The sequence below is a fragment of the Micromonospora sp. PRAS1 genome (genome assembly GCF_059553435.1).
Genome location: NZ_JCANNB010000024.1, coordinates 1 through 23,058 on the forward strand (window position 1 = coordinate 1; position 23,058 = coordinate 23,058).

The 23,058-nt window shown below is 67.9% G+C and carries 18 protein-coding genes and 1 pseudogene; 8 read left to right on the plus strand and 11 right to left on the minus strand.

Features of this window, described 5'->3' with window-relative positions; translation table 11 throughout:
- Positions 1–1,095 (minus strand): site-2 protease family protein (locus AC507J_RS21360; RefSeq protein ID WP_496290950.1); only part of this gene is annotated, 1,095 nt, incomplete at its 3' end.
- 265 nt (positions 1,096–1,360) lie between these two features.
- Between AC507J_RS21360 and pglW the strand changes: the two genes are divergently transcribed.
- Positions 1,361–5,557, plus strand: a complete 4,197-nt coding sequence (gene pglW, locus AC507J_RS21365; protein ID WP_496290951.1) for a BREX system serine/threonine kinase PglW — start codon at positions 1,361–1,363, stop codon at positions 5,555–5,557.
- Between the two features lies 1 nt (position 5,558).
- Here the strand turns inward: pglW and AC507J_RS21370 are convergent, their stop codons facing one another.
- Positions 5,559–6,581, minus strand: coding sequence for a hypothetical protein (locus tag AC507J_RS21370; protein ID WP_496290952.1), 1,023 nt, complete (start codon positions 6,579–6,581; stop codon positions 5,559–5,561).
- Between the two features lie 98 nt (positions 6,582–6,679).
- On the opposite strand from AC507J_RS21370, the gene AC507J_RS21375 reads away from it, so the two are divergent.
- From AC507J_RS21375 to pglX, 4 genes are read left to right on the plus strand one after another with little or no spacing between them, the layout of a single operon-like run.
- The gene (locus AC507J_RS21375; RefSeq protein ID WP_496290953.1) at positions 6,680–7,939 is read left to right on the plus strand and encodes a DUF3696 domain-containing protein; all 1,260 of its coding nucleotides are present in this window, start codon (positions 6,680–6,682) and stop codon (positions 7,937–7,939) included.
- Positions 7,929–8,780, plus strand: coding sequence for a hypothetical protein (locus AC507J_RS21380; protein WP_496290954.1), 852 nt, complete (start codon positions 7,929–7,931; stop codon positions 8,778–8,780). The genes AC507J_RS21375 and AC507J_RS21380 overlap by 11 nt, the downstream gene beginning before the upstream one ends.
- A gap of 12 nt (positions 8,781–8,792) precedes the next feature.
- Entirely contained in the window at positions 8,793–10,442 is a 1,650-nt protein-coding gene (locus AC507J_RS21385; protein WP_496290955.1) for a GmrSD restriction endonuclease domain-containing protein, read from the plus strand.
- Positions 10,443–10,476: 34 nt separating this feature from the next.
- Positions 10,477–14,001, plus strand: a complete 3,525-nt coding sequence (pglX, locus tag AC507J_RS21390) for a BREX-2 system adenine-specific DNA-methyltransferase PglX (RefSeq protein WP_496290956.1) — start codon at positions 10,477–10,479, stop codon at positions 13,999–14,001.
- A gap of 37 nt (positions 14,002–14,038) precedes the next feature.
- On the opposite strand, the gene AC507J_RS21395 is transcribed toward pglX, so the two are convergent.
- The 9 genes from AC507J_RS21395 to AC507J_RS21435 all read right to left on the minus strand — a co-directional run bounded on the left by AC507J_RS21395 (position 14,039) and on the right by AC507J_RS21435 (position 19,942).
- A complete protein-coding gene (locus AC507J_RS21395) occupies positions 14,039–14,968 on the minus strand; it encodes a phospholipase D family protein (RefSeq protein WP_496290957.1) in 930 nt (309 codons plus the stop codon).
- A gap of 91 nt (positions 14,969–15,059) precedes the next feature.
- A complete protein-coding gene (locus AC507J_RS21400) occupies positions 15,060–15,869 on the minus strand; it encodes a hypothetical protein (protein ID WP_496290958.1) in 810 nt (269 codons plus the stop codon).
- Complete coding sequence (locus tag AC507J_RS21405) at positions 15,859–16,878, minus strand: hypothetical protein (protein WP_496290959.1); 1,020 nt, start codon at positions 16,876–16,878, stop codon at positions 15,859–15,861. Before AC507J_RS21405 ends, AC507J_RS21400 begins: the two co-directional genes overlap by 11 nt.
- A gap of 98 nt (positions 16,879–16,976) precedes the next feature.
- Positions 16,977–17,399, minus strand: coding sequence for a hypothetical protein (locus tag AC507J_RS21410; protein WP_496290960.1), 423 nt, complete (start codon positions 17,397–17,399; stop codon positions 16,977–16,979).
- Positions 17,383–18,060: a hypothetical protein gene (locus AC507J_RS21415; RefSeq protein ID WP_496290961.1), complete on the minus strand. Its 678-nt coding sequence runs from the start codon at positions 18,058–18,060 to the stop codon at positions 17,383–17,385. The genes AC507J_RS21410 and AC507J_RS21415 overlap by 17 nt, the downstream gene beginning before the upstream one ends.
- Positions 18,057–18,317, minus strand: coding sequence for a hypothetical protein (locus AC507J_RS21420; protein WP_496290962.1), 261 nt, complete (start codon positions 18,315–18,317; stop codon positions 18,057–18,059). The genes AC507J_RS21415 and AC507J_RS21420 overlap by 4 nt, the downstream gene beginning before the upstream one ends.
- Positions 18,318–18,319: 2 nt before the next feature.
- Positions 18,320–18,583, minus strand: coding sequence for a hypothetical protein (locus tag AC507J_RS21425; protein WP_327024609.1), 264 nt, complete (start codon positions 18,581–18,583; stop codon positions 18,320–18,322).
- Positions 18,584–18,870: 287 nt separating this feature from the next.
- Positions 18,871–19,071, minus strand: a complete 201-nt coding sequence (locus AC507J_RS21430) for a DUF397 domain-containing protein (RefSeq protein ID WP_496290963.1) — start codon at positions 19,069–19,071, stop codon at positions 18,871–18,873.
- Positions 19,064–19,942 (minus strand): helix-turn-helix domain-containing protein, encoded by an 879-nt coding sequence (locus AC507J_RS21435; protein ID WP_496290964.1) that lies wholly within the window; start codon positions 19,940–19,942, stop codon positions 19,064–19,066. The genes AC507J_RS21430 and AC507J_RS21435 overlap by 8 nt, the downstream gene beginning before the upstream one ends.
- Positions 19,943–20,461: 519 nt before the next feature.
- On the opposite strand from AC507J_RS21435, the pseudogene AC507J_RS21440 reads away from it, so the two are divergent.
- The 3 genes and pseudogenes from AC507J_RS21440 to AC507J_RS21450 form a co-directional block, all read left to right on the plus strand.
- Positions 20,462–20,743: pseudogene (locus tag AC507J_RS21440) on the plus strand (DivIVA domain-containing protein); the annotation flags it as partial.
- Entirely contained in the window at positions 20,740–20,994 is a 255-nt protein-coding gene (locus tag AC507J_RS21445; RefSeq protein ID WP_496290965.1) for a hypothetical protein, read from the plus strand. The pseudogene AC507J_RS21440 and the gene AC507J_RS21445, both read left to right, overlap by 4 nt.
- The gene (locus AC507J_RS21450; protein ID WP_496290966.1) at positions 20,994–23,015 is read left to right on the plus strand and encodes a hypothetical protein; all 2,022 of its coding nucleotides are present in this window, start codon (positions 20,994–20,996) and stop codon (positions 23,013–23,015) included. The genes AC507J_RS21445 and AC507J_RS21450 overlap by 1 nt, the downstream gene beginning before the upstream one ends.
- Positions 23,016–23,058: the final 43 nt, after the last annotated feature.

Below are 23,058 nucleotides of genomic sequence, written 5' to 3' on the forward strand. Positions count from 1 at the left end.
GGCGCGGCTGATGTCGCTGGGCGAGACGATGCCGACCAGGCGGCCGTCGGTGACCACCAGCGCCCGGCCGTCGGCGCACTCGCTGAGCCGGGGCAGCAGGTCGGTGAGCTGTTCGTCGGGGGAGGCGAGGACCAGGTCGTCGGCCCGGCAGGCCACCGCCTCCAGGGTGGTGCTGCTCCGCTGGTCGCTCGGCACGCTGCGGACCCGGTCGAGCGTGACCAGGCCGACCGGTCGGCCGTCCGCGGTCAGCGGCAGCGCCGTGTGCCGGTACGCGAAAAGATAGTTGTCGACGAAGTCGGCCACCGTCAGCTCACCCGAGGCGGTCTGTGGCTGCGGGGTCATCACGTCGGCGACCCGCAGCCCGCGCAGCGCGCTGCCCACCCGGGCCTGCCGCTCCTCCAGACTGGCCGCACCGATCAGGAACCAGCCGATCAGCGCCAGCCACAGCCCGCCGACGCCGGCCCCGGTGAGGAACCGCCAGAGCCCGAACCCGATCAGCACCACGCCGAACACCCAGCCGGCGCGGGCCGCGACCACCGTCGCCCGGGTCCGGTCCCCGGTGGCCTTCCAGACCGCCGCGCGCAGCAGCCGGCCACCGTCCAGCGGCGCTGCCGGCAAAATGTTGAAGACCGCCAGCAGCAGGTTGATGCCGGCGAGCCAGGCCATCACGCCCAGCCAGAGCCCGTGCACCCCGGCGATGCCGAGCAGCATCGCGATCGCCCCGAAGAAGGCGCCGATGATCAGGCTGACCAGCGGACCGATGCCGGCGATGCGCAGCTCCGCCCCCGGGTTCCGGGCCTCGCCACGCAACTGCGCGACCCCGCCGAAGAGCCACAGTGTGATCCCCTCGACCCCCAGCCCGTTACGCTTCGCCAGCACCGCGTGCGACACCTCGTGGGCGAGCAGCCCCAGGAAGAAGACCACCGCCGCGGCCAACCCCGCGAAGAGGTAGGCCACCCCGGACCGTCCCGGGTACGACTGCGGGAACAGGTTGGCCGACAGCCCCCACCAGATCAGCCCGAAAATGACCAGGACACTCCAGTTGACCCCCACCGGTACGCCCACGATCCGGCCGAGCCGGAAACTCGCCCTCATGTACCGGTGATACCCCCGGAAAGTGATCCCATGCCCGGGCCCGGCGTCACCTATCGCCAGCCCTGACCGTTTGCCCGGGTACGCGTCAAGCGAATGGCCGACGACTATCGTTTGCTGCGCACCGAAGTCGTGGTCGCCAACGACATCCGCAGCCCGCTCGAATAGCCGCGACCCGCGCCGCCCTGCTGCTCGGGAGGCGCCGCAGCCAGGTAAGGTGCGAAAGCTGAGCCGGATCGTTGCCGGTCGGGGGTGGAGGAGTCGGCGCATGCGTGAGGATTCGCCGCGCTGGGAGCAGATCAACGCCAGCATTCACGCCCAGGAGCAGGATGGGCTGCGCGAGTTGGCCAGCTACCTGCCGGACGCCGACCCGTTCCATGTCTGGGCGAACGTCGAGTTCGTCGGCACCGACGGTTCGATCAACGAGATCGATGCTCTGGTGCTCACTCCCAGCGGGCTCTACGTGCTGGAGCTCAAGCACTGGCAGGGCGAGATCCACGGCGACGGAACGCAGTGGGTGCGTCGGTTCCGCAATCACCGGCTCACCCCGGAGGACAACCCCTACATTCTGGCCAACCGGAAGGCCAAGCGGCTGGCCAGCCTGATCCGCTACTACGCCCGCCAGCAGGGCCGGGAGGCCCAGGCACCGTACGTCGGCACGGCGGTGTTCCTGCATGCCAGGAACATGAACGCTCGTGGCCTGGACGCCATCGGCCGCCAGCATGTCTACGGCCTACCGGGAAACGACTCGGACCTGCCCAGCGTCAAGGAGTTGTTGCTGGCCGCAGCGCGTAACCCGGCGCACCGGGTCGACGCGGCTCGGGGCCGCCAGATCATCGAGCTGGTCCGGGGCGCGAAGATTCGACCGTCGGTGGCGGATCGCAAGGTCGGCCAACTGCTGCTGCACCCGAAGCCGTTCGCCGAGGGCCTGGGTTGGCAGGACTTCCTCGGCGGGCACGTGATGGACACGGCGCTGGTGCGACGGGTGCGTTTCTACCTGACCAGCCGGGCGGCCGAGCACGAGGTGCCGGCGATCCGCCGGGCGGCGGAGCGGGAGTTCCGCCTGTTGCAGGGCATCCACCACCCCGGGGTGGCGCGGGCCCACGACCTGGTCGAGCATTCGTGGGGGCCGGCGGTCGTCTTCGAACACCAGCAGGACTGGGTGCGCCTGGACCAGTGGCTGTTGCGGCGCGGAGACTCGTTGACGCTCGCCCAGCGGCTGCAACTGGTGCAGGAACTCGCCGAGATCGTCGACTACGCGCACTCCCGCCGGCTGGCGCACAGGGCGCTCTCACCCCGAGCGGTCTACGTCGCTGACCCGGACGGGCCGCGGCCGACGCTTGTGGTGACGGACTGGCAGACCGGTGGACGGCTGAAGGGGACGACCGAGCTGACCCGGTTGGGGCCGTCCAGCGACTCGGCGAGCCTGGAGCTGTTCTTCGACGACGAGGTCCGCTGCTATCAGGCGCCCGAGGCGGAAACCGCCACCAAGCTGTCCGGGCATCAGCTCGACGTCTTCTCGGTCGGCGCGATCGCCTACCGGATTCTCGCCGGCAGCCCACCGGCGGCGAGCCCGGAGGAGTTGGTCAGCGCGGTCCGGGACAGCGGCCTGCACCTGGACGCCGTCGTCGACGGCATGCCGCACGCGTTGGTCACCCTGGTCTACGACGCGACCCGTGGCGACCCTGGGCAGCGGATTTCCAGCGTCGCGGCGATCCGGTCGGGGCTGGAGAAGGTGTGGGAGGAGCTGACCGCTCCGGAACCCGAGCCGGTGACCGATCCGCTCTCGGCGCACCGCGGCGATGTCCTGGACGGCGGCCTGGAGGTCAAGGACCGGCTCGGCTCCGGTGCCACCGCCATCGCACTTTTGGTCCGGCGGCCGGGGGATGCCGAGGACACGGTGCTGAAGGTCGCCCGCGACGAACAGCACGAGGAACGGTTGGCCGCGGAGGCGCGTACCCTCGCGAGTTTGAAACACCCCCAGGTGGCCGCGCTGATCGACGGTCCGGTGCGGGTCGGCGGCCGGACCGCCCTGCTGATGGAGAGCGCCGGCAGGCCGACCCTCGCCGAGGAGCTGCGAGGCGGCCGGCTCGCGTTGGACCTGCTGGAGCGGTACGGGCGGGACCTGCTCGACATCGTCAACTACCTCGACGGCCAGGGCGTCTGGCATCGGGACCTGAAACCGGCCAACCTGGCGGCCCGACCCCGACCCAAAGACAAGCAGCCGCACCTGTGCGTCTTCGACTTCTCGCTGTCGGCCACTCCCGCCGACCGGATCGCCGCCGGCACCGTCGGCTACCTCGATCCGTTCCTCGGGCCGCCGCGCCGGCTGCGTTACGACGCGGCGGCGGAACGCTTCGCGGCGGCCGTGGTGCTCTACGAGATGGCAACGGGCACGCTGCCCAAATGGGGCGACAACGCCAACCCGGCGGCGATCCGCGACGAGGTGACGCTGGAGGCCGCCGCCTTTGATCCCGCCGTCGCCGACCGGCTGGTGGAGTTCTTCCGGCGGGCGCTGGCCCGCGACGCGGCAGCCCGGTTCGACACCGTCGACGAGATGACCGACGCCTGGCGGGCCATTTTCCAGCAGATCCCGAAGGCGGCACCGAGCGGACCGGCCGTACCGGGGCTGACCCGGGAGTCGCCGCTGGCCGCCGCCGAGCTGACCGACCGCGCCCGGTCGGCGCTGGAGCGGCTCGGCATGGTCACCGTCGGCGATCTGCTCGACGCGGAGCCGTCGGTGCTGACCCGGGCCAAGGGCGTGCCCGACGCCACCCGCAAGGAGATCCTCGCCAAGGCGCGGGCACTGCGCGCGGTCGTGCCGGCCGGCATCGAGCCTGTCGATACGACGGACCGGCCGGCGGCGCAGGGAGTGGAGGCGCTCTGCGAAATTCTGCTGCCGGGGCCCACGTCGCGTAACCGCCGAGCCCTGGCCGTGCTGTTGGGGCAGGCACCGGCCGAGGACGGGACGTTCCTGCTCTGGCCGGCGCAGAAGGACGTGGCCGGGATCATCGGGCGCAGTCAGCCGCAGATCTCCAAACTGCTCGCCGCGCAGGCCAAGGTGTGGTTGGCCGAGCCGGCGTTGAGTGCGGTCCGCAACGAGATCGTGGCGTTGCTCGACGCCCGCGGCGGGGTGATGTCCGCCGTGGAACTGGCCGAGGCGCTGATGGCCGTGCGCGGTTCCTACACCCCCGGGTCGAAACGGCTGCCCCAGGCGATCGGTCTGGTCCGGGCCGCCGTGGAGGCGGAACTGAGCACCGGCGGCAACGCCCGGGTGGCCATCCAGCGGCTGCGCCCGACCGGACTGGTCCTGGTCGGTCGGGAGCCGGACGACCCGACCTCCGACGTGACCGCCGCCGATTTCCTCGAGTACGTGGTGACGTTGGGTGGGCGCGCGGCCGAGTTGGTCGGCGTGCCACATCCGCGCCGGACGGGCGACGACTCGCTGCCACGCCAGCGCCGAAGTGGTGACGGTGACCCGCTGCCGACCCGGCAGCGGGCGATCGAGGAACTGCGTCGGCTGCCCGTACCGTCGGGCCTGCCGCCAGTGGCCGACCTGCGGCTGCTGCAACTGGCCGCGATCGGCAGCAACGACCGGGTGGACGTCAACGCTCAGGGGCAGCTCTACCCGGTGGGCATGTCGGCCGAGCGCGCCCTGCGGCTTTCCACCGGCACCCTGATCGGTCAGCGGCTCAGTGAACAGCAGCTGCGGGATCGGGTGCGGAGCCGCTTCCCGCGCGCCGAGCCGCTGCCGAGCCGTTCCACCCTCAGCAACCTGCTGGCCAAGGCCGAGGTGCCGCTGACCTGGCATGCACAGGATCAGGCCTTCGGGCCGTTGAGTGTGTTGGCATCGGTCACCGGCACCCGTAACTTCACCAACCATGCCCCGCTGCTCAAGCCCAACGCCGTCGACGAGGTGGGCGACCGGCTCGCCGCGGCGATCGACCGGCACGCCTTCCTCGCCGTGCAGGCGCCGTGGCGTCGGCTGGGCCCGGCCCGGCGGGCGCTGCTGGCCCGGTTGCCGCTGACCGAGGTGGATGTCACGGCGATCCTGCTGGAGCGGCTGCGTGCGCTGGGCTTTCCCTGGGAGGCGATCGTGGCGGCCGACAACGGCCTGCCGCAGGACGCCGATTTCCGCAGCCTCGTCGACCTCGTCCGGCATCAGGTGCTGCCGGCGGTGCGCGACGCGATCGCCGCCGCCGACGGGCCGGTGCTGCTCACCGAGGCGGCGCCGCTGGCCCGCTACGGGCAGCTCGAACTGCTCCAGGAGTTGGCCGATCCGACCCGGCCCCGCCCGGCGGCCCGGCTGCTGCTGGTCCCGACTCGACGCCCGGAGTCGGCCACGCTCGACGGCGTCCCGCTCCCGCTGACCTCCCCAACCAACCAGTCCCTCTACCTCGCCGACGACTGGATCGACGCCGCCGACCAGCCCCGCAGTCGCCGGACCGGTCTGGTCGGGCGATGATTCACTGCCGACCGAGGCTGGCGACCGCCTCGCGTACCGGGTGCAGAAACGGTGCGCTCTGCCAGCGGTCCGGCCCGAATCGGGCGTAGGCGAACATGACGGCGTGGCACCAGACGGAGGGCCCGCCCAGCCGCAACGGTTCCACGTCGGGAAAGGTCAGCATGGCATTCATGCCGTCGACGGAGTACTCCATGACCACGTCGTGGTCGAATGCCAGCCATGGACCGCCCACACAGCACCAGGTGGTCGTCGGTGTCAGGACGACCCGCGCGTACGCGAAATCCCGCCATTGGGGCTGGGCGAAGCTCGCGGCGCGGGAGCGGGCGATGCTGTTGCCGATGAGGTCGCCGACCACCGCGCTGGTGACGACGGCCAGCGGGCCGTAGGCGAAGGTGCTTCGCTGCTCGTAGGTGGCGGTAGTGCCGTAGTAGCGGGAGTAGTTGAACGGGGCATCCAGGTAGACCACGCCCGGTCCGAGGAAGTCGGGCGAGTAAACCACAGGTGGCGGCTCTCCCGCGGCGAGCCGTTGGTAAAGGTGGATCGCCTCGATCCAGCCCTGTTGCCGAGCCACGTCCTGCGGTCGGCGCGCAGGTGGGCGATGGGCAGGCAGTAGCCGTCCCAGGCCGTAGGCCAGCGCGTACGCAAGCAGCGCCCATGGCCCGGTGAGGCCGACCACGACCACGCACACCCAACGGCCGTACGCGAAACGACGTCGTCGACGGCCGTCGACGACCCCGAGCACGAGCCCGACGATGAGGGTCACCGCAAAAGCAGTCAGATAGGCGAGCGACAGAGTGCCGCTCGACATCATGATGCGGTGGCATGGCCCGGCGACGCCATCGATCCGGTCGGCGGAATCCGGCCCGTGCGCGGCGAGACACTGCTCGAACCGCACGTCGAGCTGGTAGGCGTACCACCCGGACACGGCCAGGATCGGCATGCCGATGGCGGTGACCACCCAGTGTCGCCCGCCCCGACGAACGGCCGTCGACCTCTGTGGAATGTTGCCGGGGCTGGTGCCCACGTGGTTGCCTCCTCAACCCTCTGCGTGTCGGCGACTGTACCTTGTGTACTCAGCGGGCGGGTGCCCGACTGGTCACAGGCTGTGGTAGACACTGTGGAATGCCGCTGCGCAAGATCGTGCTCGAGAACTACCGCTGTTTCCGAGACCGGCAGGAGATCGAGCTGGCCCCGGTGACGGTGGTGCTCGGCAAGAACAACTCCGGTAAGAGCGTCCTGACCCGCGCCCCACTGGTCATCGCCACCGGCTTCGACACCTCCAGCACCGCCCCACTCGACCTGGACCGCCTGCAACCCCAGCCGGTGGACGGGTTTGACGACCTCGTCTTCGAGCAGAGCCCGCACGGCAAGTTCTTCCTCGGCTTCGAGGTCGACGGGCCCTCTCCATTCACGATGGACGCAATGGTCCAGCTTGTCGACGAGGATCGATCGGCCTTCGTCTCGGACCTGCGTATTGGGCTGGCAGAGCAGGAGATTCAGCTCTCCTGGCAACCGACGATGGCAGACAGCTATGGGGGCTACGAGTACCGGATCAAGGTGCCGGAGCGTGCGCCAGCCGTGCGGCCTGTCAGGTTCGCCGGGCTGCGGCCACGCCCGGCCGGCATTCCTGAGCTGCGCCTTCTCGACGAGCGACGGAGCAGTCTGTCCCTTGGACCAATTCGCTTCCTCAGCGCCTATCGGGACCGGCCCGAGCGGCAGCACCGGCTACCGCTGGGCGCGCCCCGAGGCATCGGCGAACAGGGCCAAGGGACGCTGGGCATCCTTGCACACGACCAAGCACGTAACTCTGGCGAGCTAATCGCACGGGTCAACCAGAAACTGGCGTCGATCGTGCCGGACTGGCGAATCGAGGAGATCGAGGCAGGTCCGTTGTGGTCGACGGTGCTCACCCGGCGTGGCAGCCGAGTCCGGGTCAACTTGGCCGATGCCGGCACCGGGCTTTCGCAGGTGCTGCCGATTCTCGTGCAATGCGCCATCGACGAACTTCGCGGGCGGAATGCACAGCCTGCGTTGCAGATCATCGAGGAGCCGGAGATGCATCTGCACCCCGGTGCCCATGCCGCGCTGGCCGACCTCTATCTCAACACCGCGCGAGACACCGGCACCCGCTTCCTCATCGAAACCCACAGCGAAACCCTCCTGTTGCGACTACGCCGGCACATTGCCGAGGGCTGTCCACCAGAAATGGTGGCGGTGTACGTTGTCGAACAGCGTGACGGTGTCTCCGACATCCGGCAGGTCGGCATCGACCGACTGGGCAACCTCGACGACGAGTGGCCCGAGGGCTATTTCTCCCAGGATTACCACGAGGTGCGGGCACTGGCCGCCGCCCAACTGAGGCAGGGTGGCTATGCGTCTTGACATCGAGCCCGAGGTCTTCACCTCCGGTGATCGGCTCTCGGTGATCAGCCTGCTGGCCCTCGCGGTCGAGGGGCGGCACGACTGGCGACCGAGTCTGCCGGTTGCACTGAGCGCCGAACGGTTCGCCACCACAGAAGCGCCGGTGCTCACGGAGTTCGTGCAGAAGGCGCTGGTAGAAGCAGCGAGCCCGGCCCCAGCCGCACCGGCTATTGCCACGATCACCGCCGCGAAGCTCAAGGATCTGCTGGCTGATCTGCGTCGGCCCGCCACCCTGGTGGTGGAAAACCGGATCGGCGATGGCGGTTTCGTCCGTGCGGTGGCGGCGGCACTCGGGGAGCACCGGGTGGTGGAGGCATTGTCGCCCGACCGTCAATGGCTCTGCTTCATCAACGGCGGCGGCAGCGGCGACATCCCCGAGTTAGCCGCCGACGAACGAGCGGCCTTTACGGTGCTGGTCCGTGTCGCGGTCCTTCTCGACAGCGATCGCAAACACGCCGGTGACGACAAGAACAACCAGGACAAGGTCGAGAAGTGTGTCCAGAACGGCGTCACCGAGGTGCACATGCTGGCCTGGCGAATGATGGAGAACTACGCCCCCTTCCGAATCTGGGAGCACCACTTCTCGTACAAGATGGATCATGTAGAAGAACTACGGTCGATCGCGCCAGAGCGGCGGGGCTATCTGCATCTCAAGGAGTGGTTCAAGGGGCGCCGTTGCCATGTGCCCAAGCGGGTCTTTCCCATCGATGTCGCACTGGCCGAGGAGGACTTTGCCGAGTTGGGGCCGGACATCGTGGCAGAGCTGCGGGAGTTGCTCGCGATGATCAACCGGATCCTGTAGGAGACTGGAGTCATGCGCGCCGACCAGGCCGAGATCCGGCCCGACCCGACCATCGCACTCGTCGATGATCTGCTGGGCGGCATCGGCCGGGGCGAAATCCGGGTGCCCGCGTTCCAGCGCCCCTTTGTCTGGCGACCCAACCAGATGCTGGAGTTGTTCGACAGCATCGAGCGGGGCTACCCGATCGGCAGTCTGCTGCTCTGGCGTACCAACCAGCGAGTGCCCTCGCTGGACAGCATCGGTGGCCTGCCGATCCCGCCGCCGCCGGAAGGTCGCCAGGTGTCCTACCTGCTTGACGGGCACCAGCGGGTGTCGACGCTGTTCGGGGTGCTGAACCGCCCGCTACGCGACGGGCCGCCGCAGCACGAAGCGGACTGGATCTGGCAGATCTACCGGGACCTGCGTCCCGATCCGCTCGGCTCAGATCGCTATCGCCACCACCGGTCCGGCAAGTTTTCACCCCATCTGCTGCCGTTGGCGGCGGTGATGCGTACCCGGGACTTTCTCCGGCACTTCTATCGGGTGGAGTTGTCGGTGAAGGATCCCGACCAGGCGGATGCGCTGACCCGGGAGGCCGAGGCGGTCGCCCAGCGGATCAAGGGATACAAGCTGACGCTGGTACGCCTTGACGGGGCGAGCATCGAGCAGGCGGTAAACGTCTACGCCCGGCTGAACCGCACCGGCACCCGGATGGACCCGGACCAGATGGTCTCCGCGTTGACGTACCGCAAGGAGCAGCCCTCGCTGGCCAGCCGGATCGACGAGATCGTCGCGGCTGTCGCCGACACCGGTTTCGGCGAGTTGCCCCGGCTGGCGGTGTTCCGCGCGTTGCTGGCGATCGCCGGGGAGTCCGACATCATGTCGCCCCGGTGGAGCCTGGTCGCCGACTACATGCAGAACCGCCTGCACGACGCCCTGCCGCAGACCGACCGCGCGGTGCAGCTCGCCGCGCGCTTCCTCCGCACCGGCGTGAACCTGCCGCAGGCGAAGTTCCTGCCGTACTCGCATCAGCTCGTGCTGCTGGCGATGTTCTTTCATGTCTGCCCGGAGCCCAGCGGCTGGCAGTATGACCGGCTGCGCCGCTGGTTCTGGGTGACCTCCTGGTCGAGTGCCTTTGCCGGCGCGACCTCCACCGTCCTGCGCAAGGCGCTGGTGGAGATGGAGACGTTCGCCAGCGGCACGGGTGATCTCCGGCCGGACCTCAGCGACGTGCAACCGATGCCCGAAGCATTCAACCTCAACAGCGCCCGCACCAAGGCGTACGTGGCGTGGGAGGCGACGGAGTTCCCCCGGCGGCTCGACATGCTGGGCCAGCCGTTCGACGTGGTGAAACTGCTGGAAACCGCGGACAGCCAGATCTTCCGGCATGTGGTGCCGAAGGACAGCCGACCCGCCAACCGGGTGATCTTCCCCACCACGCCTAACATCGGCGTGCTGGCCGCGCTCAAAGGGCTCAGCCTGCCGAGGGATGAGCAGATCCTGGAAAGCCACGGCATCCCGGTGAAGGCGTGGCGGCGGCTGCGGGACGGCGGCAACGGCAACCAGATCTTCGTCGACGACCGTACCGAGTTCCTGGAGCAGCGACTCCGGGCCTTCGCCGACCGCCTCGACGTGCCAGTCTTCGGCACCCTCGAAGGCGACGCCGACGACGACTCGGAATGACAGCCGCGCGAGCGGCAGACCTTAGGATCTAGCAGTGATCGAGCTGAAGGCACTGCAAGCGCAGGTCAAGGACCTGGTGGAAGATCTGCGCGGGCAGATCGCGGAGGCCGCCGGGTTGCGCGCCGAGCTGCGCCAGGAGTACGCCAGGGCGCAGGCCGCCGAGCGGGTCGGGGTCAGCTTCGAGACCTGGTTGGAGGACATCCTCGACCAGGCGGCGGTGGCCTGGGTGCTCGGCTGCGTCTTCGTCCGCTTCTGCGAGGACAACGAACTGGTCAACGGGCTCTGGATCGGCGGCGCCGACCCGGCCGCCCCGGCCGAGCAGGCGGTGCAGCACCGGCAGGCGTACCTGATCGCCCACCCCAAGGAGAACGACCGGCACTGGCTGCGCGAAGCCTTCGGCTACCTGGCCGAACTGCGCGCCACCGGCAAGATCTTCGACCGGCACAACCCGCTCTGGCGGTTCGACATCTCCGGCCCGGCCGCCGAGGACCTCAGCGACTTCTTCCGCCGTGGTGCCGGTGCCGAGTCGCTGCGCCGCGACGACCTGAACACCCGCTTCCTGGGCGACCTCTACCAGGACCTCTCCGCGCACGCCAAGAAGACGTACGCGCTGTTGCAGACCCCCGAGTTCGTCGAGGAGTTCATCCTCGACCGCACCTTCGAACCAGCGGTCAAAGAATTCGGCCTTGCCGAGACCAGCGTCATCGACCCGACCTGCGGGTCCGGCCACTTCCTGCTCGGCGCGTTCAAGCGACTGCTGCGCAAGTGGCAGGACCGCGAACCCGGGACCGACGTACGCATCCTCGCCGAACGAGCCCTGGGCCAGGTCACCGGCGTCGACATCAACCCCTTCGCGGTAGCCATCGCCCGCTTCCGCCTACTCATCGCGGCCACGAAAGCCTGCGGACTCACCACCCTGGAACGCACCCCCGCCTTCCCGGTCCGAGTAGCCACCGGCGACTCGCTGCTCCCGTGGGGCGCGTTCAGCTCCCGAGCCCAGGGCGATCTGATGAAAATGCTGGAGGCCCAGCAAGCAGCGGAGGCGGAAGAAAAAGAACAAAAGGAAATCTTCGCGTACGAGAGCGAAGACGCCGACCTGCTCAAGGAATACCTGGCCGAGAACCAGTACACGGTGGTAGTCGGCAACCCGCCCTACATCACCGTCTCCGACCCGGCACGCAACAAGCTCTACCGCAGCATCTACCCCACGGTCTGCCATCGCCAATATGCGCTGACCGTCCCGTTCGCCAAACGCTTCTTCGAACTTGCTAAGTGGTCCGACGAACACGGCGAAGGTGCCGGCCACGTCGGCCAAATCACCGGCAACGCCTTCATGAAACGCGAATTCGGAAAAAAGCTTATCGAAAACTACTTCGCCCACGAGGTGGAACTGACCGAGGTAATCGACACCTCCGGCGCCTACATCCCCGGCCACGGCACCCCGACAGTAATCCTCATCGGTCGGCCGAAACGTCGTCGGCGCTCCGGCATTGTGCGGTCAGTGCTCGGTATTCGTGGAGAGCCGTCCCAGCCTAAACTGGCCGCCAACGGTTTGGTCTGGATGGCCATCGTTGAGCAAATTGACAGCCCGGGTTCCGAATCGGAATGGGTTACTGTCATTGATCTTCCCCGTCGGCAGCTATCGGTTTTTCCATGGAGCCTCTCGGGTGCTGGTGCAATCGATGTTAGAAGTGCTATCGAGGAAAACTCCTCGGGGAGGCTTGGTGCGCTGGCGGATGCTATCGGGCTTGTGGCTGAGACGCGAACTGACGACGCGTATCTCGTGGGACGATCGGTGGCTCGCAGGCTTGAGGGTGACACGAGGACGCTGCCGTTCCTTACCGGAACCTCAATTAGAGACTATGTGACTGACTGCGGTGACCCTATTGTTTTTCCCTATGGCTCGGATGGTGCGGCTGATGCAGGCGCCTTAGGGCTAAGACTCCTCTGGCTGTACCGAGTTCCCCTAAGGGTGCGTCGAGCGCTCTCCGGGACCCAGGAGATGCGTGGTCTGGCGTGGTTTGAATACTCGGACTTTCACCTATCAAGGTTGATGGCGCCGATGAAGCTATCATTCTCCTTTGTGGCGACTCACAATCGGTTTGTGCTCGACCGAGGTGGAAGAGTTTTCAATAGAGCTGCGCCCGTTATCCTGCTTCCCGATGGTGTCGCCGAAAACGGATACTTGGGGCTGCTCGGCGTCCTCAATAGTTCGACTTCCTGTTTCTGGCTTAAGCAGGTGTGTCACGACAAAGGTATTCGTGGTCAAGGTGGCGGCTTCACTAGTGAGGATTGGGAGCATTTTTACGATTTTACGGGAACGAAGGTGGAGGAGTTTCCGTTGCCTTCGGCGTACCCGTTGGGGCGGGCGCGGGCGCTGGATGGGCTGGCGCAGCGGCTGTCGGGCTTGACTCCGGCGGCGGTTGCCGCCTCGGGGGTGCCGACCCGGCAGCGGCTTGCGGAGGCTGAGGCGGAGTACCACTCGGTGCGGGCGCGGATGATCGCGCTTCAGGAGGAGCTGGACTGGGAGGTCTACCGGCTTTATGGGTTGATCGATGAGGATCTGACCTGTGCCGATCCGCCGGAGTTGAAGCTGGGGGAGCGGGCCTTCGAGATCGTGTTGCACACCAGCGGGGCGCAGACTGAGTGGTTCAACCGGCACGGCTCCAAGCCGATCGACCGGCCCAAGGCGGAGTGGCCGGCGGAGTATCGGTCGCTGGTGGAGCGCCGGATCGAGGTGATCGGGTCGAACCGGCACATCGGGTTGATCGAGCGGCCAGAATGCAAACGGCGCTGGTCTGCTGATGACTGGAAGGATATGCAGAAGGCCGCGCTGCAGGACTGGCTGTTGGATCGGCTGGAGGCTCCGGAGTTGTGGGGTGGGCAGCCGGGGCCGCTGTCGGTGGCGCAGGTTGCCGACCGGGTCGGCGGCGATCAGGACTTCCGGGCGGTGCTGGACCTGTGGGTCGGGCACGACAACTATGACCTGACGTGGGCGCTTGGTGAGTTGGTCGCCAAGGAGCATGTGCCGTACCTTCCCGCGCAACGCTACAAGCCGGCCGGGCTGCGCAAGCGGGCGCAGTGGGAGCGGACCTGGGCGTTGCAGCGCCGGGAGGACGCCGGGGAGAAGGTCACCATCGAGGTGCCGCCGAAGTACAGCTCGGCGGACTTCGTACGGCCGTCGTACTGGCGGGCGCGCGGCAAGCTGGACGTGCCGAAGGAGCGCTTCATCTCGTACCCGGGAGCGGGCCGGGACAGCGACGGCAGTGAGCTGCTCGGCTGGGCCGGGTGGGACCACCTGGCGCAGGCCCAAGCTTTGGCCACCGTCTACCTAGACCGCAAGACGCAGGAGGCCTGGCCAGCGCACCGGCTGCTGCCGCTGCTCGCCGGCCTGGCCGAGATCGAGCCGTGGCTACACCAGTGGCACTCCGGCGAGCATCCCGCCTTCCCCGGGTCACCTGCCGAGTTCTTCACCGACTTCATCAACGCCGAGCTGACCGCGCTCAGCTCCGATCGGTCCGCCCTGACCCTGCTGCGGGGCGTGCCGGAGCTGCCCTAGATCGCGGAGCCTACCGATTGCTGGGGGTTGTGCTTCCTCAGGCTGCCCAAAGAGCGCGTAGGGCAGTGGATGCAGGTGACGTGGGTGAGAAGGGGCGCTCCCAGTCGACCTCTGCGCCGGACCTTCGAACGGTCTCCTCGACTTGGGCGAAGGTGCGCGTTTCGAGGTCGCCCGGATGCTGTTGCCAGACCAGGACGGCCACGGGGGTGCGTCTGTCGCTCACCACACGCGCCACGGTTGCAGGAGGCCACGCCCGAGAGTTCTTGCGGGGCTTCTGCTCGATCGGACCGACGTCGACCAGCACAACTTCGTCGCCTTGGCGAACAAGTCTGTCGTCACCCGGGTTCATCCGCCAAGGGAAGACACTGCCCTGCCCGTGACGTTGGTCAAGACGCTCGAGCACGGCTGTGGCCTGAGCTGGCAGGGCACCCGTCTCGTCAAAGGCCATGCCCAGCCAAAGGCGTGGTGACTGCCGGCGACGGCGAGGCGCTGGCACGAAAACCGGTGGACGGTAGATCCCGCGTGCGCGCTTCAGCCACGCCTGATTGACCTTCTCGCTCCGGGCCTGCCACACATCCAGTTGCTCGGCGACCTGGTCACACAACCCTGCGTCGTCGGTGACGACGGCTGCTTCCAACAGGGAGTCCCGAGAGTGGGCCGAAGCGTTGGCCGAGCCGACAACGACTCGCGTTGTCCTGCCTTGCAAGTGCATCACCTTCGCGTGCAGGTTCGGAAGGGAACGAACCTCTACGCCGTCGGCGAGCCAGTCGCTGACCACGGTCGGATCAACCAGACCAGCGCTGAGCACCGCGTCCGAGCCGTCGATGATGATCATGTCGTCGGGTGCGAGGTTGAGCAGTTTCCTGGCCGCCGAGCCGATATATGCGATGGCGACGCGCTTGCGGGTCGCCTGCTGCACATACCGTTCCAGGCCGTCCCATGCCTTGTCGGCGATCAGCCGCATCATGACCGCATCCTTGCACTAGAACGCTACTCCGGTCGATTCCTGAGGCGGAAAGATCGCTGCTCAGCGACCCAGGCGAGTCGTAAGGTGCGGGTCAGAGTGTCGTCGGGACGATTGTGTAGTAGTAGTTGTCGCGGCCGACCGTCCGGTCGAGGGTACGCATAACCCGCTCGGGGTTGTCGTGCGGACCCTGCTGGAAGTAGGGCTTGCCGTTCAGGCCGAAGGTGATCCGGCTCGGTGGCTCCCAGGCGCCGAGGTAGGGCGCGGCGCTGTAGAAGTCACGATGCGGCTCGAAGCCGAGGCCGCGAGCGTAATCCACTGAGCCGAAGACCAAGTGCCGGGCGAGATCGAGGGGCGCCTGAAGCGGCTCGGTGTCGTAGGCGGCGAAGAATTCCGCCGCGGTGCCCGTCAGGCTCTCCGGCTCGCTGGTTATCGGCGGCAGGGCATTCTTGACCCCGAGGCAGTACGTGTCAACCAGGAAGCCGCAGGTGGTCACTGCGTTGTTCTCGGCGCGCACGACCATGACACTTACCAGGCCGGCATCCATCGCTATCGACGGCAGTTTCTCGTCGTCCGCCCACTCGTCGGGCCGATCGGCGATGCTCAACCCGTTGCTCCACTGCCGGCTGATCCAGCATCCCATCAGCGGCAACTCCGACGGATGAATGCGCGCGGGCCGTACGACGTGGACCCCACGAACCAGCCGCGTGACCACCGCACGGGTCACGCCCAACTCCCGGGCGATCTGCTTCGGCGTCTTCCCGGCAGACCGCAGCGCCTGCGCCCGCTCCTTCAACCTCTTCGATTCCACGCGGGCAATCGTGGTGCCTGCCTCGCCCAGCGTCAAAGCCGCCACGCGGCGACCGGACGGCGTCTCTACCCGGACCGAGATGTCATCGGTCAAAGACGAGGGCAATTAGCCCGGCGGTGTTCTGCCGCAAGACCACCGGGCCGGTGCCTCCGTCGATCAGGAACCGCCGACAGCCATCGGCCTCGATGTAGATCTGCCCGGTGGGCGGATGCAGTACCGCGAAGCGGCTGGCCGGCGTATCGCAGGCGGCAGCCGGGGCCGCCGTCGTCAGTTGCTGCCTGATCGCGGCCCACTGCCGATCGGCGAGTGGTCCGCCCGACTCGAACTCACCGGCTGGTTTGCCGCCGCCCTGTTCACTGACCGGAACCTGGTAGACGCAAACGCGAACGTCGGCGTCGGGCAGCGCATCCGGCGTGGTGTCCTGGCCGCCGCCGTCCTGCCCGGTCGCCCACACCATGTCCGACCACTGCTGGGCGCATCCGCTGGCCACCGCCTCATCCGACTCCAGCTCTCGCAGCACCCGCGTGCTGACCCGCTCGGTCACCAACTGGTCATAGGCGGTGCGGAACTCCTGGCGTGGCTTGCCGCAGCCGTCGATTGGCACGCCGGGACGCATCCACTGTCCCTGCGCGTTAAACAGCGCCAGCCACGGCACGAACGGCAACTCCAACGTGCAGCCGTCACCCAAGCGCTTGTCGTCCGGCAGCCGCAGGGCTGCCACCAGCGCGGTCACCTCGTCGGCCCGATCCTCCACGGCAACCAGGTCCGATCCGCCGGTCGGTCGCTGCTGTGTTTCGCCCCGGCAGACCACCGCCGCCACCGGCACGAAATCCGCACCGAGCACCGGCAACGCGAGTGCATCCTGGCTGCCCTCGAGGTCACCATCGGCTGCCCCGGCGGCGGCGCATGACTCCCACGCCCGATGAACATCAGGCGACCCAACAGACCGTTGCAGGCCGTCCGAGGCGTGGCCGGCCGACCCGTCGCCGTCCGGTGCCGTTCCGGCACAGCCGGCCACCAGCACCACCAAACTGACGAGTAACGCTGCTGCCCGCCCGCCCATCGCCACCCCCAGGCTCGTCGACACCGTCACCGCGTCCAACGCCCATCCGTCGCCTCGGGTTCCGACCGGGTTCCCTCACCCTCAGCGCGCTGGCGTGTAGCGGCAGCAAAACGGGATGGGCTTGCGAGGCTCCGGACCTACATGTACTCCGCAGCGGTCTGCTCCGCTTCGGCGACGAAGGCGTCAAGTTGCTCCGGCGTCAGGCTGGCCTCCTGCAAGAGCCGGGTAAGGACGAACAACTCCGCGCCCAATGCCACGTCCGGAGTTATGTTGTCAGCTAGATCGGGCTCGCCGAGAGCGGCACGGATCAGCCCTTCCATTTCAAGCGCGGGAAGGCTGTCACCCTCCTCATAGCTCGCCCGAGCTGTGGCCACGAACTGAGCGATGTCGGCAGGTGTGGCGTCTGCTCCAAAGCGTCGGTTGACGGCGATGGCAAACGCGGCACCGATCACCTGGAGCCCGTCAGCCCAGTTGGCGCGGTCAAGATCAGCGATGAGGGCGTCGGTCGTCTCCCAATCACCGCAGGCCATCGCCTGGATCAACTCACCCAGTTTCGTCACGACCACGCCTCCTTGTCCTCGGAATGTTCTTTTTGGCGATTGCTGTAATTCGGTGTATCGCCACACCTGCCAGGAGGCCGATGACCACGAGGTTTCCGGCGGCATCCGGTGCGTCTATCTTTGGTCGTGCCGCCGAGGCCGGTGTACTCGGGGTGGCCGTACCGGTCGAATGTGAGCCAGCCGGTCCACTCGGATTCCGTACGACCTTGGCTGTCTGCTGTACCGCCCGGGTCGCGTTGGCTGCCTGATCTTGTAGCTCGTCTGCGTTGCGGACTGCACGCCTCAGGAACGTCCCGACGTTCTTGCGGGCGAGTTCTCGCTCCTCGCTGTCTGCAAGCAGGTCTTCGCCTGAGGGAGATGCCGCTCCGGCTGCATCACGGCGGGTTGCCGAGCCGGGCGCGATCGCGTTGACATAGTCGGCGAGATGGCTGGCGGCATTGCTGTTGAGCCGCCCGAGTTTGCCAGCCTTCGCCGCTGCTGTCTGACTTTCGGTGACCGCCGCCTTGATCTGCGGATGGCTGCTGCCCTTACCGCCTTCGGCGAGGTAGCCGGTCGCCTGCTCGATGTCTTCCCTCGCGCGGATGGCTTGGATGGCGAGAGCATCCAGATCCTTGACAGCGGAGTTGAGCTGGGCGACGACCTGAGCGATGAGGCCGCTCATCCGAGTTCGGTGACGAACGAGGAGGCGCTGTCCTTTGCTCTCTTGATGGTGCGCAGTGTCAGTTCAACCTCGCGCTCTGCGGCAAGCAGCGCTGCGCGGGCTTCTCTCGCCTTCTGGTGCTCGCTGCCCTCCAAGGTAGCCAACACAGGGCGGATCACGTCCTTGAGAGCGGTTCCGATGCCCTCGATTGTTGTGGCGGCCTGGTCGAGGGAATGGCTTCCCTCGCCGATCACCGCCTTGACGTCGCCGATGCTCACGGTCAGCCCAGGACGCTGATGTACTGCCGGGCGGCCTGGGTGCTGCCCTGAAGCGTCGTCGCTGCTTCAATCAAGCGCTGCTTGCTCTGTTCCGCGCGGGCGATCGCCTCGCCGATAGCAGGGTGCCCGGTGCCAGCGGCGACCGAACGCAGCCGGGCAAGCACCTGCTCGGTGCCGTCGATGGCGGCCCGGATCTGGTTCGTGGTGGCGTTGCTCTGCTCGGCTGCCTGGGCGAGCGCGGCCTTCACTTGCTCGATACTGGCCATGCCGCCCCTTCCCGAGCTGCTGTACGTCAAAGGACATCGCACGACGTTCATGAATCCGTGGCGGAACGAACACTATCCGAGCATGGGCGTTCCGTCAGCCCTCGGTTGCGCATCAGTCAGGAAACGGACGTCGAGCGGGAAAGATCGTCGCGCTGGGTGAGCTGCCGGTGGTGAGGTGCTCCTTGGGCTTGATTTCACCGTGAATCAAAATTTCTGGGTGAAATCAAGCTCCCACGACTGGTTGGGGGCGCGGACCTACTCGCCGTAACCGGCCCGCGCCCACCGGCTCAGCTGCCGAAGCTCTCCCGCTTGACGCCCGACACGAAGGTGGTCCAGGCCGCCGGGCTGAAGGCGAGGACGGGACCAACGGGGTCCTTGCTGTCTCGCAGCCCGACAACGCCGGGCAAGTTGTCCGCGACCTCGACGCACTCGCCAGCGTTGTTGCTTCGAGTCGACTTGCGCCAAGTGGCGTTGGTGAGGTCAGGCACGCGAATACTCCTCTGCGATCGTCTTGATGAACGACTGGGATTCCGTCTCACTGAGCGCGCGGTTGGCCATGTCCGCCCAGATGGCGTTGTATGCGTCAGTCTCGTGGGGCTTGTCGAGGTAGATCGCTCCCGTGGTGGTCTCCAGATAGGTCACAGTCGGCTCTACCTCCTCGCCCTTGCTGTCGCGTGGGAAGTCCAGGACCGAGAACGCTCCTGTCATCGCACCCGCATGTAGTCCAGCCGAAAATTTCAGCACTCGAACGGTCACGTTGGGTAGTTCGGCTGCCTTGTTGAGCTGGTGCAGCTGCTCCGCCATCAGCGTGGAACTTCCAACGGGCCGACGCAATACCGCCTCGTTGAGTATCACGCTCAGTTGTGGGGGAGCAAAGCGGGTCAGCAGGGTCTGGCGCTGCACGCGAAGGGCGACAGCACGCTCCTGCTCTGCGCGTTCATCGTTGCTGCGCGGGACGCCTGGCATCTGAAAGAGCTGCTCTGCGTAGGTCTTTGTCTGTAGGAGTCCGGGGATCAGCTCGCACTGGTACTGGCGGATGCTGGCTGCTGCCTCTTCGAGTCCGATGTAGAGCTGAAACCAGCGGGGTAGGCCGGAGCCGATGTAGTCGTGCCACCAGTTCTTGTTCTCCCGGGTGGCGGCGGTCATCGCCAACAGCAGTTCGGTGTCCTCTGTCGACGCACCGTAGAGGTTGAGCATCTCCTTGACGTCGGCGGCGCGGAAGCGGACGTTCTCAGCGCCGTTCTCGATGCGGTGCAGGGTTGCCCGAGCGCGGTCCAGATCCTCGGCGGCCTGCTCCATGGTGAGGCCGGCCGCCTTGCGTAGGGCTTCGAGCTTGCGGCCGATCTGGCGTCGCAACATCGTCGTTCCGGTTACAGCCTGTGACACTCCGCGCCTCCGCTGTCGTGGCCATTGTCGACGTGCCTCTGCGTAATTAGACAGTGACGATGTATAAAAAACAATAGACATTTCACGGCGTGTGTTCGAGGTGTGCCGGTCATCGATCAAGCATCGATTGTTAGACGTTGCATTTCACCTTTGCCGATGCTTGACTCTCTCCACGGCCACTGTGGAGGTGCTGGTCAGGGGCCGTTTCTGCCCTGGTGCCGTACTGCGATGAAGGGCTGCGGTGGCAGGTGCGTGGCGGGTCCGTCGGTGCGCGGCGGGCCGATGGGCCCGCCGTCTACATCGCCCACGCTGACGAGAGCGAGGTCTGTCATGCGCATCCCTTTCCGGCGGCGAGCCAGCCGGTACGACGCCAGGCACACCCGACAGACCGAAGGGCACACGAGGCAGCCCGCAGGGCACACCAGGCACGCTGCGGAGCACAGCAAGCGGCCGGGCGGGCAGCGAGGCGAGCAGCGGGGCGAGAGCTACGGCACCTGTTACCGGGCGGCGAGCTATCGGCCGTGGCAGGTGCGGGATCGGCGGTTCCGGCTGGGGCGGCGTGGCTATGACCCGGCGGAGGTGACCGAGTTTCTCCATCGGGTGGCCGATGACCTGGAGGTCGCGTATCGGCAGGTGGCCGAGTCGCAGCGGGAGGCGGCGCGGGTCCGGGACGCGTTGCGGCGGTGGCAGTCCGAGTGGGGGCAGGCGCGGCCGGGTGGCGCGAACCAGCGCCCGACGTACCAGCGGCCGGTGAGCCAGGAGGCCTGGCGGTGAGCGAACGCTACGTGGTGCATCTGCCGGTGGAGGCGGCCGACCTGGTGGCGGCGCAGCGGCTGGCCCGGGTGTTGGCCCGCTGGGCGCGGGCGCTGCCGCAGCTCGACCCGGGGGAGATCACCGTGTCGGCCGAGGACGAGCAGGGCGTACGGCATCGGGTTTTCTGCGATCTGTTGTTGCCTGGTGGCGGGCGGTGCCTGCTGCGGGCTGACCACGACGGCGATTGTGCGCGGCGGTTGGGCGGTCGCTAATGAACACCGTGGACTGCGCCGACTGTGGCGGGCTGGGCTTTCAGGTGCGACGGTGCCAGTGCACCTGGGGTGGCGACCGGCACATTGTGGAGGGCGGCGAATACCGCGACGAGGCGTACGCCGATTGTCGGCTCTGTGGTGGGGACGGCAGTGTGGCGGAGCCGTGTCACAAGTGTGCGCGCGGTGGGCGGCGGCGGGCGCAGCTGGTGGTGACGGTGGTCAACCTGGACACCGGGGCGGCGGCGTCGCGGCGGCTGGTGCCCGGCCGGCTCGACCCACCGCCGGGCCGGGATCGGGCCGGCCGGACGGAGGAGCTGGTTTCGGTGCTCGCCGACGCCGTCGGGGTACGCGGGCTGCGGCCACGGTGGGGGTGGCGCTCGGTGAACGACACGCTGTACTGGCTGCCGCCGCAGTGGCGGCCCGAGCTGCCCGCGCAACAGCGGCGGGTGCTGGAAGCGGAGGCGCTCGCCCGGCACGACTACGACCCGTGGTGGATTTTCGTCGGGAGGAGCAGCGTGACACCGCCACCGCCCGATCCGGCGGCCGAATTGTCCCGGCTCTGTGCGCTGGCCGACCTGCTCCATCTTGACCTGGTGGTGGAGGCACGCCGCCGCAGCTACGACGGGCTGGTCTGGGAGATCCGGTACGAACTGCCGGGCAGTCCGGTGCCGCTCGACTCACACGTGCACGCGCACGCCCGGGACCTGCCCTCGGCGATCGCCGACACGAGTTTCCGGTCCGCCATGTGCGGGCTGGACGAACGGGGACGGCACGCGCCGCTGTATTCGGTGCGGGCGATGCCGACTGCCGACGTACCCAAGGTCATGGATCTTGACCGGCTGGGCCGGGCCGTGCTCGCGGAGCTGACCGGGGGCGCGCCCGGCGCGCAGGCGATCTGGCGGGACGGCCGCTGGTGGCACACCGCGCTGCACCCGACCGGCAGCGTCGAGACGTTGCACGAGCGGGAGACCGGGCAGATCGTCCGGTACGTCGCGGAGTCGCTGCGGCGAGCCATCGAACCACCCGACCCGGGCTGGTGGGGGGAGCCGATTCCGCACCGGCCCTGCCCGGACTGCCGGCCCGGCAGCCGGCTGCGCCGCTGCGACTGCCGGCTCGGCCGTCCCGGACCGGATCCACAGTGCCCGGACTGTTCCGGTGCCGGCCTGGCCCCCTCGGTGGGCTGCTGCCGGACCTGCCGGGACAGCGGCCGGATCCCGGCGGCGGTGGCGGTGACCGTGACCGACAGGCGCCAGGTCAGCCACGAAACCTGGCGGCCCGACCCGGACGAGCCCGCCCCGGTGGTCGCCCATCAGCCCAACGGCAAGCCGGTGCATCAGCTCGGACCGCACCGGCGGCTGTCCCGCTACGCCGGCATTTTCGGGGTACGCCGAGCCGACCTGACCAGACTCGACACGGACTGGCCGGTCGAGCAGGACCTGCTGGACGGGATCGTGACGATCCACGAGCCCGGCGGCGACCCGGTGCGCTGCCACGTCGAGCAGCTCGCCGCCGGGCTGCCCGGGGCGCGGCTGTTCGTGCTGGCCGCCGCGCCGGACGCGCCGCACCTGACCGACCTGCTGCGGCTCGCCCACGCCCTCGACCTGACCGCCGTACTGACCTACTGCAACCATAGGCTCGACGCGGGTGACCCGTTGAAGATCCAGGGGGAGCAGTGGGACGTTCGGCTCGTCGCCCGGGAAGCGCAGGTCACGTCGTACCCTCCGGGCCACGCCAGCGTCGAGGCCGCCGTTGTGTGCTGCGTCGAGCATCTCGACAGTCACCTGCTCGCCGCCGTGCCCCGCGCACCGGAACAGCCGGTGCCCGCACCGCAGACGGCCCCCTCTTCACCACTGCCCGACCCGACCGAGTTGCTGCGGCACGTCGGGTGGCATTACGCCGGGCAGCCGGTGGTGGCGGCGTTCGACCGTACGGGCTGCCGGCTCTGGCTGACCGACGACGGCCTCCAGCCACTCGCCCAGGCCGCCACGCTCGACGCCGCCGTATCCGCCCTGCGACTGTGACCCGGCCGCCGCGGTGCCCGGTGGCTGGGGATGGCCGTGAAGA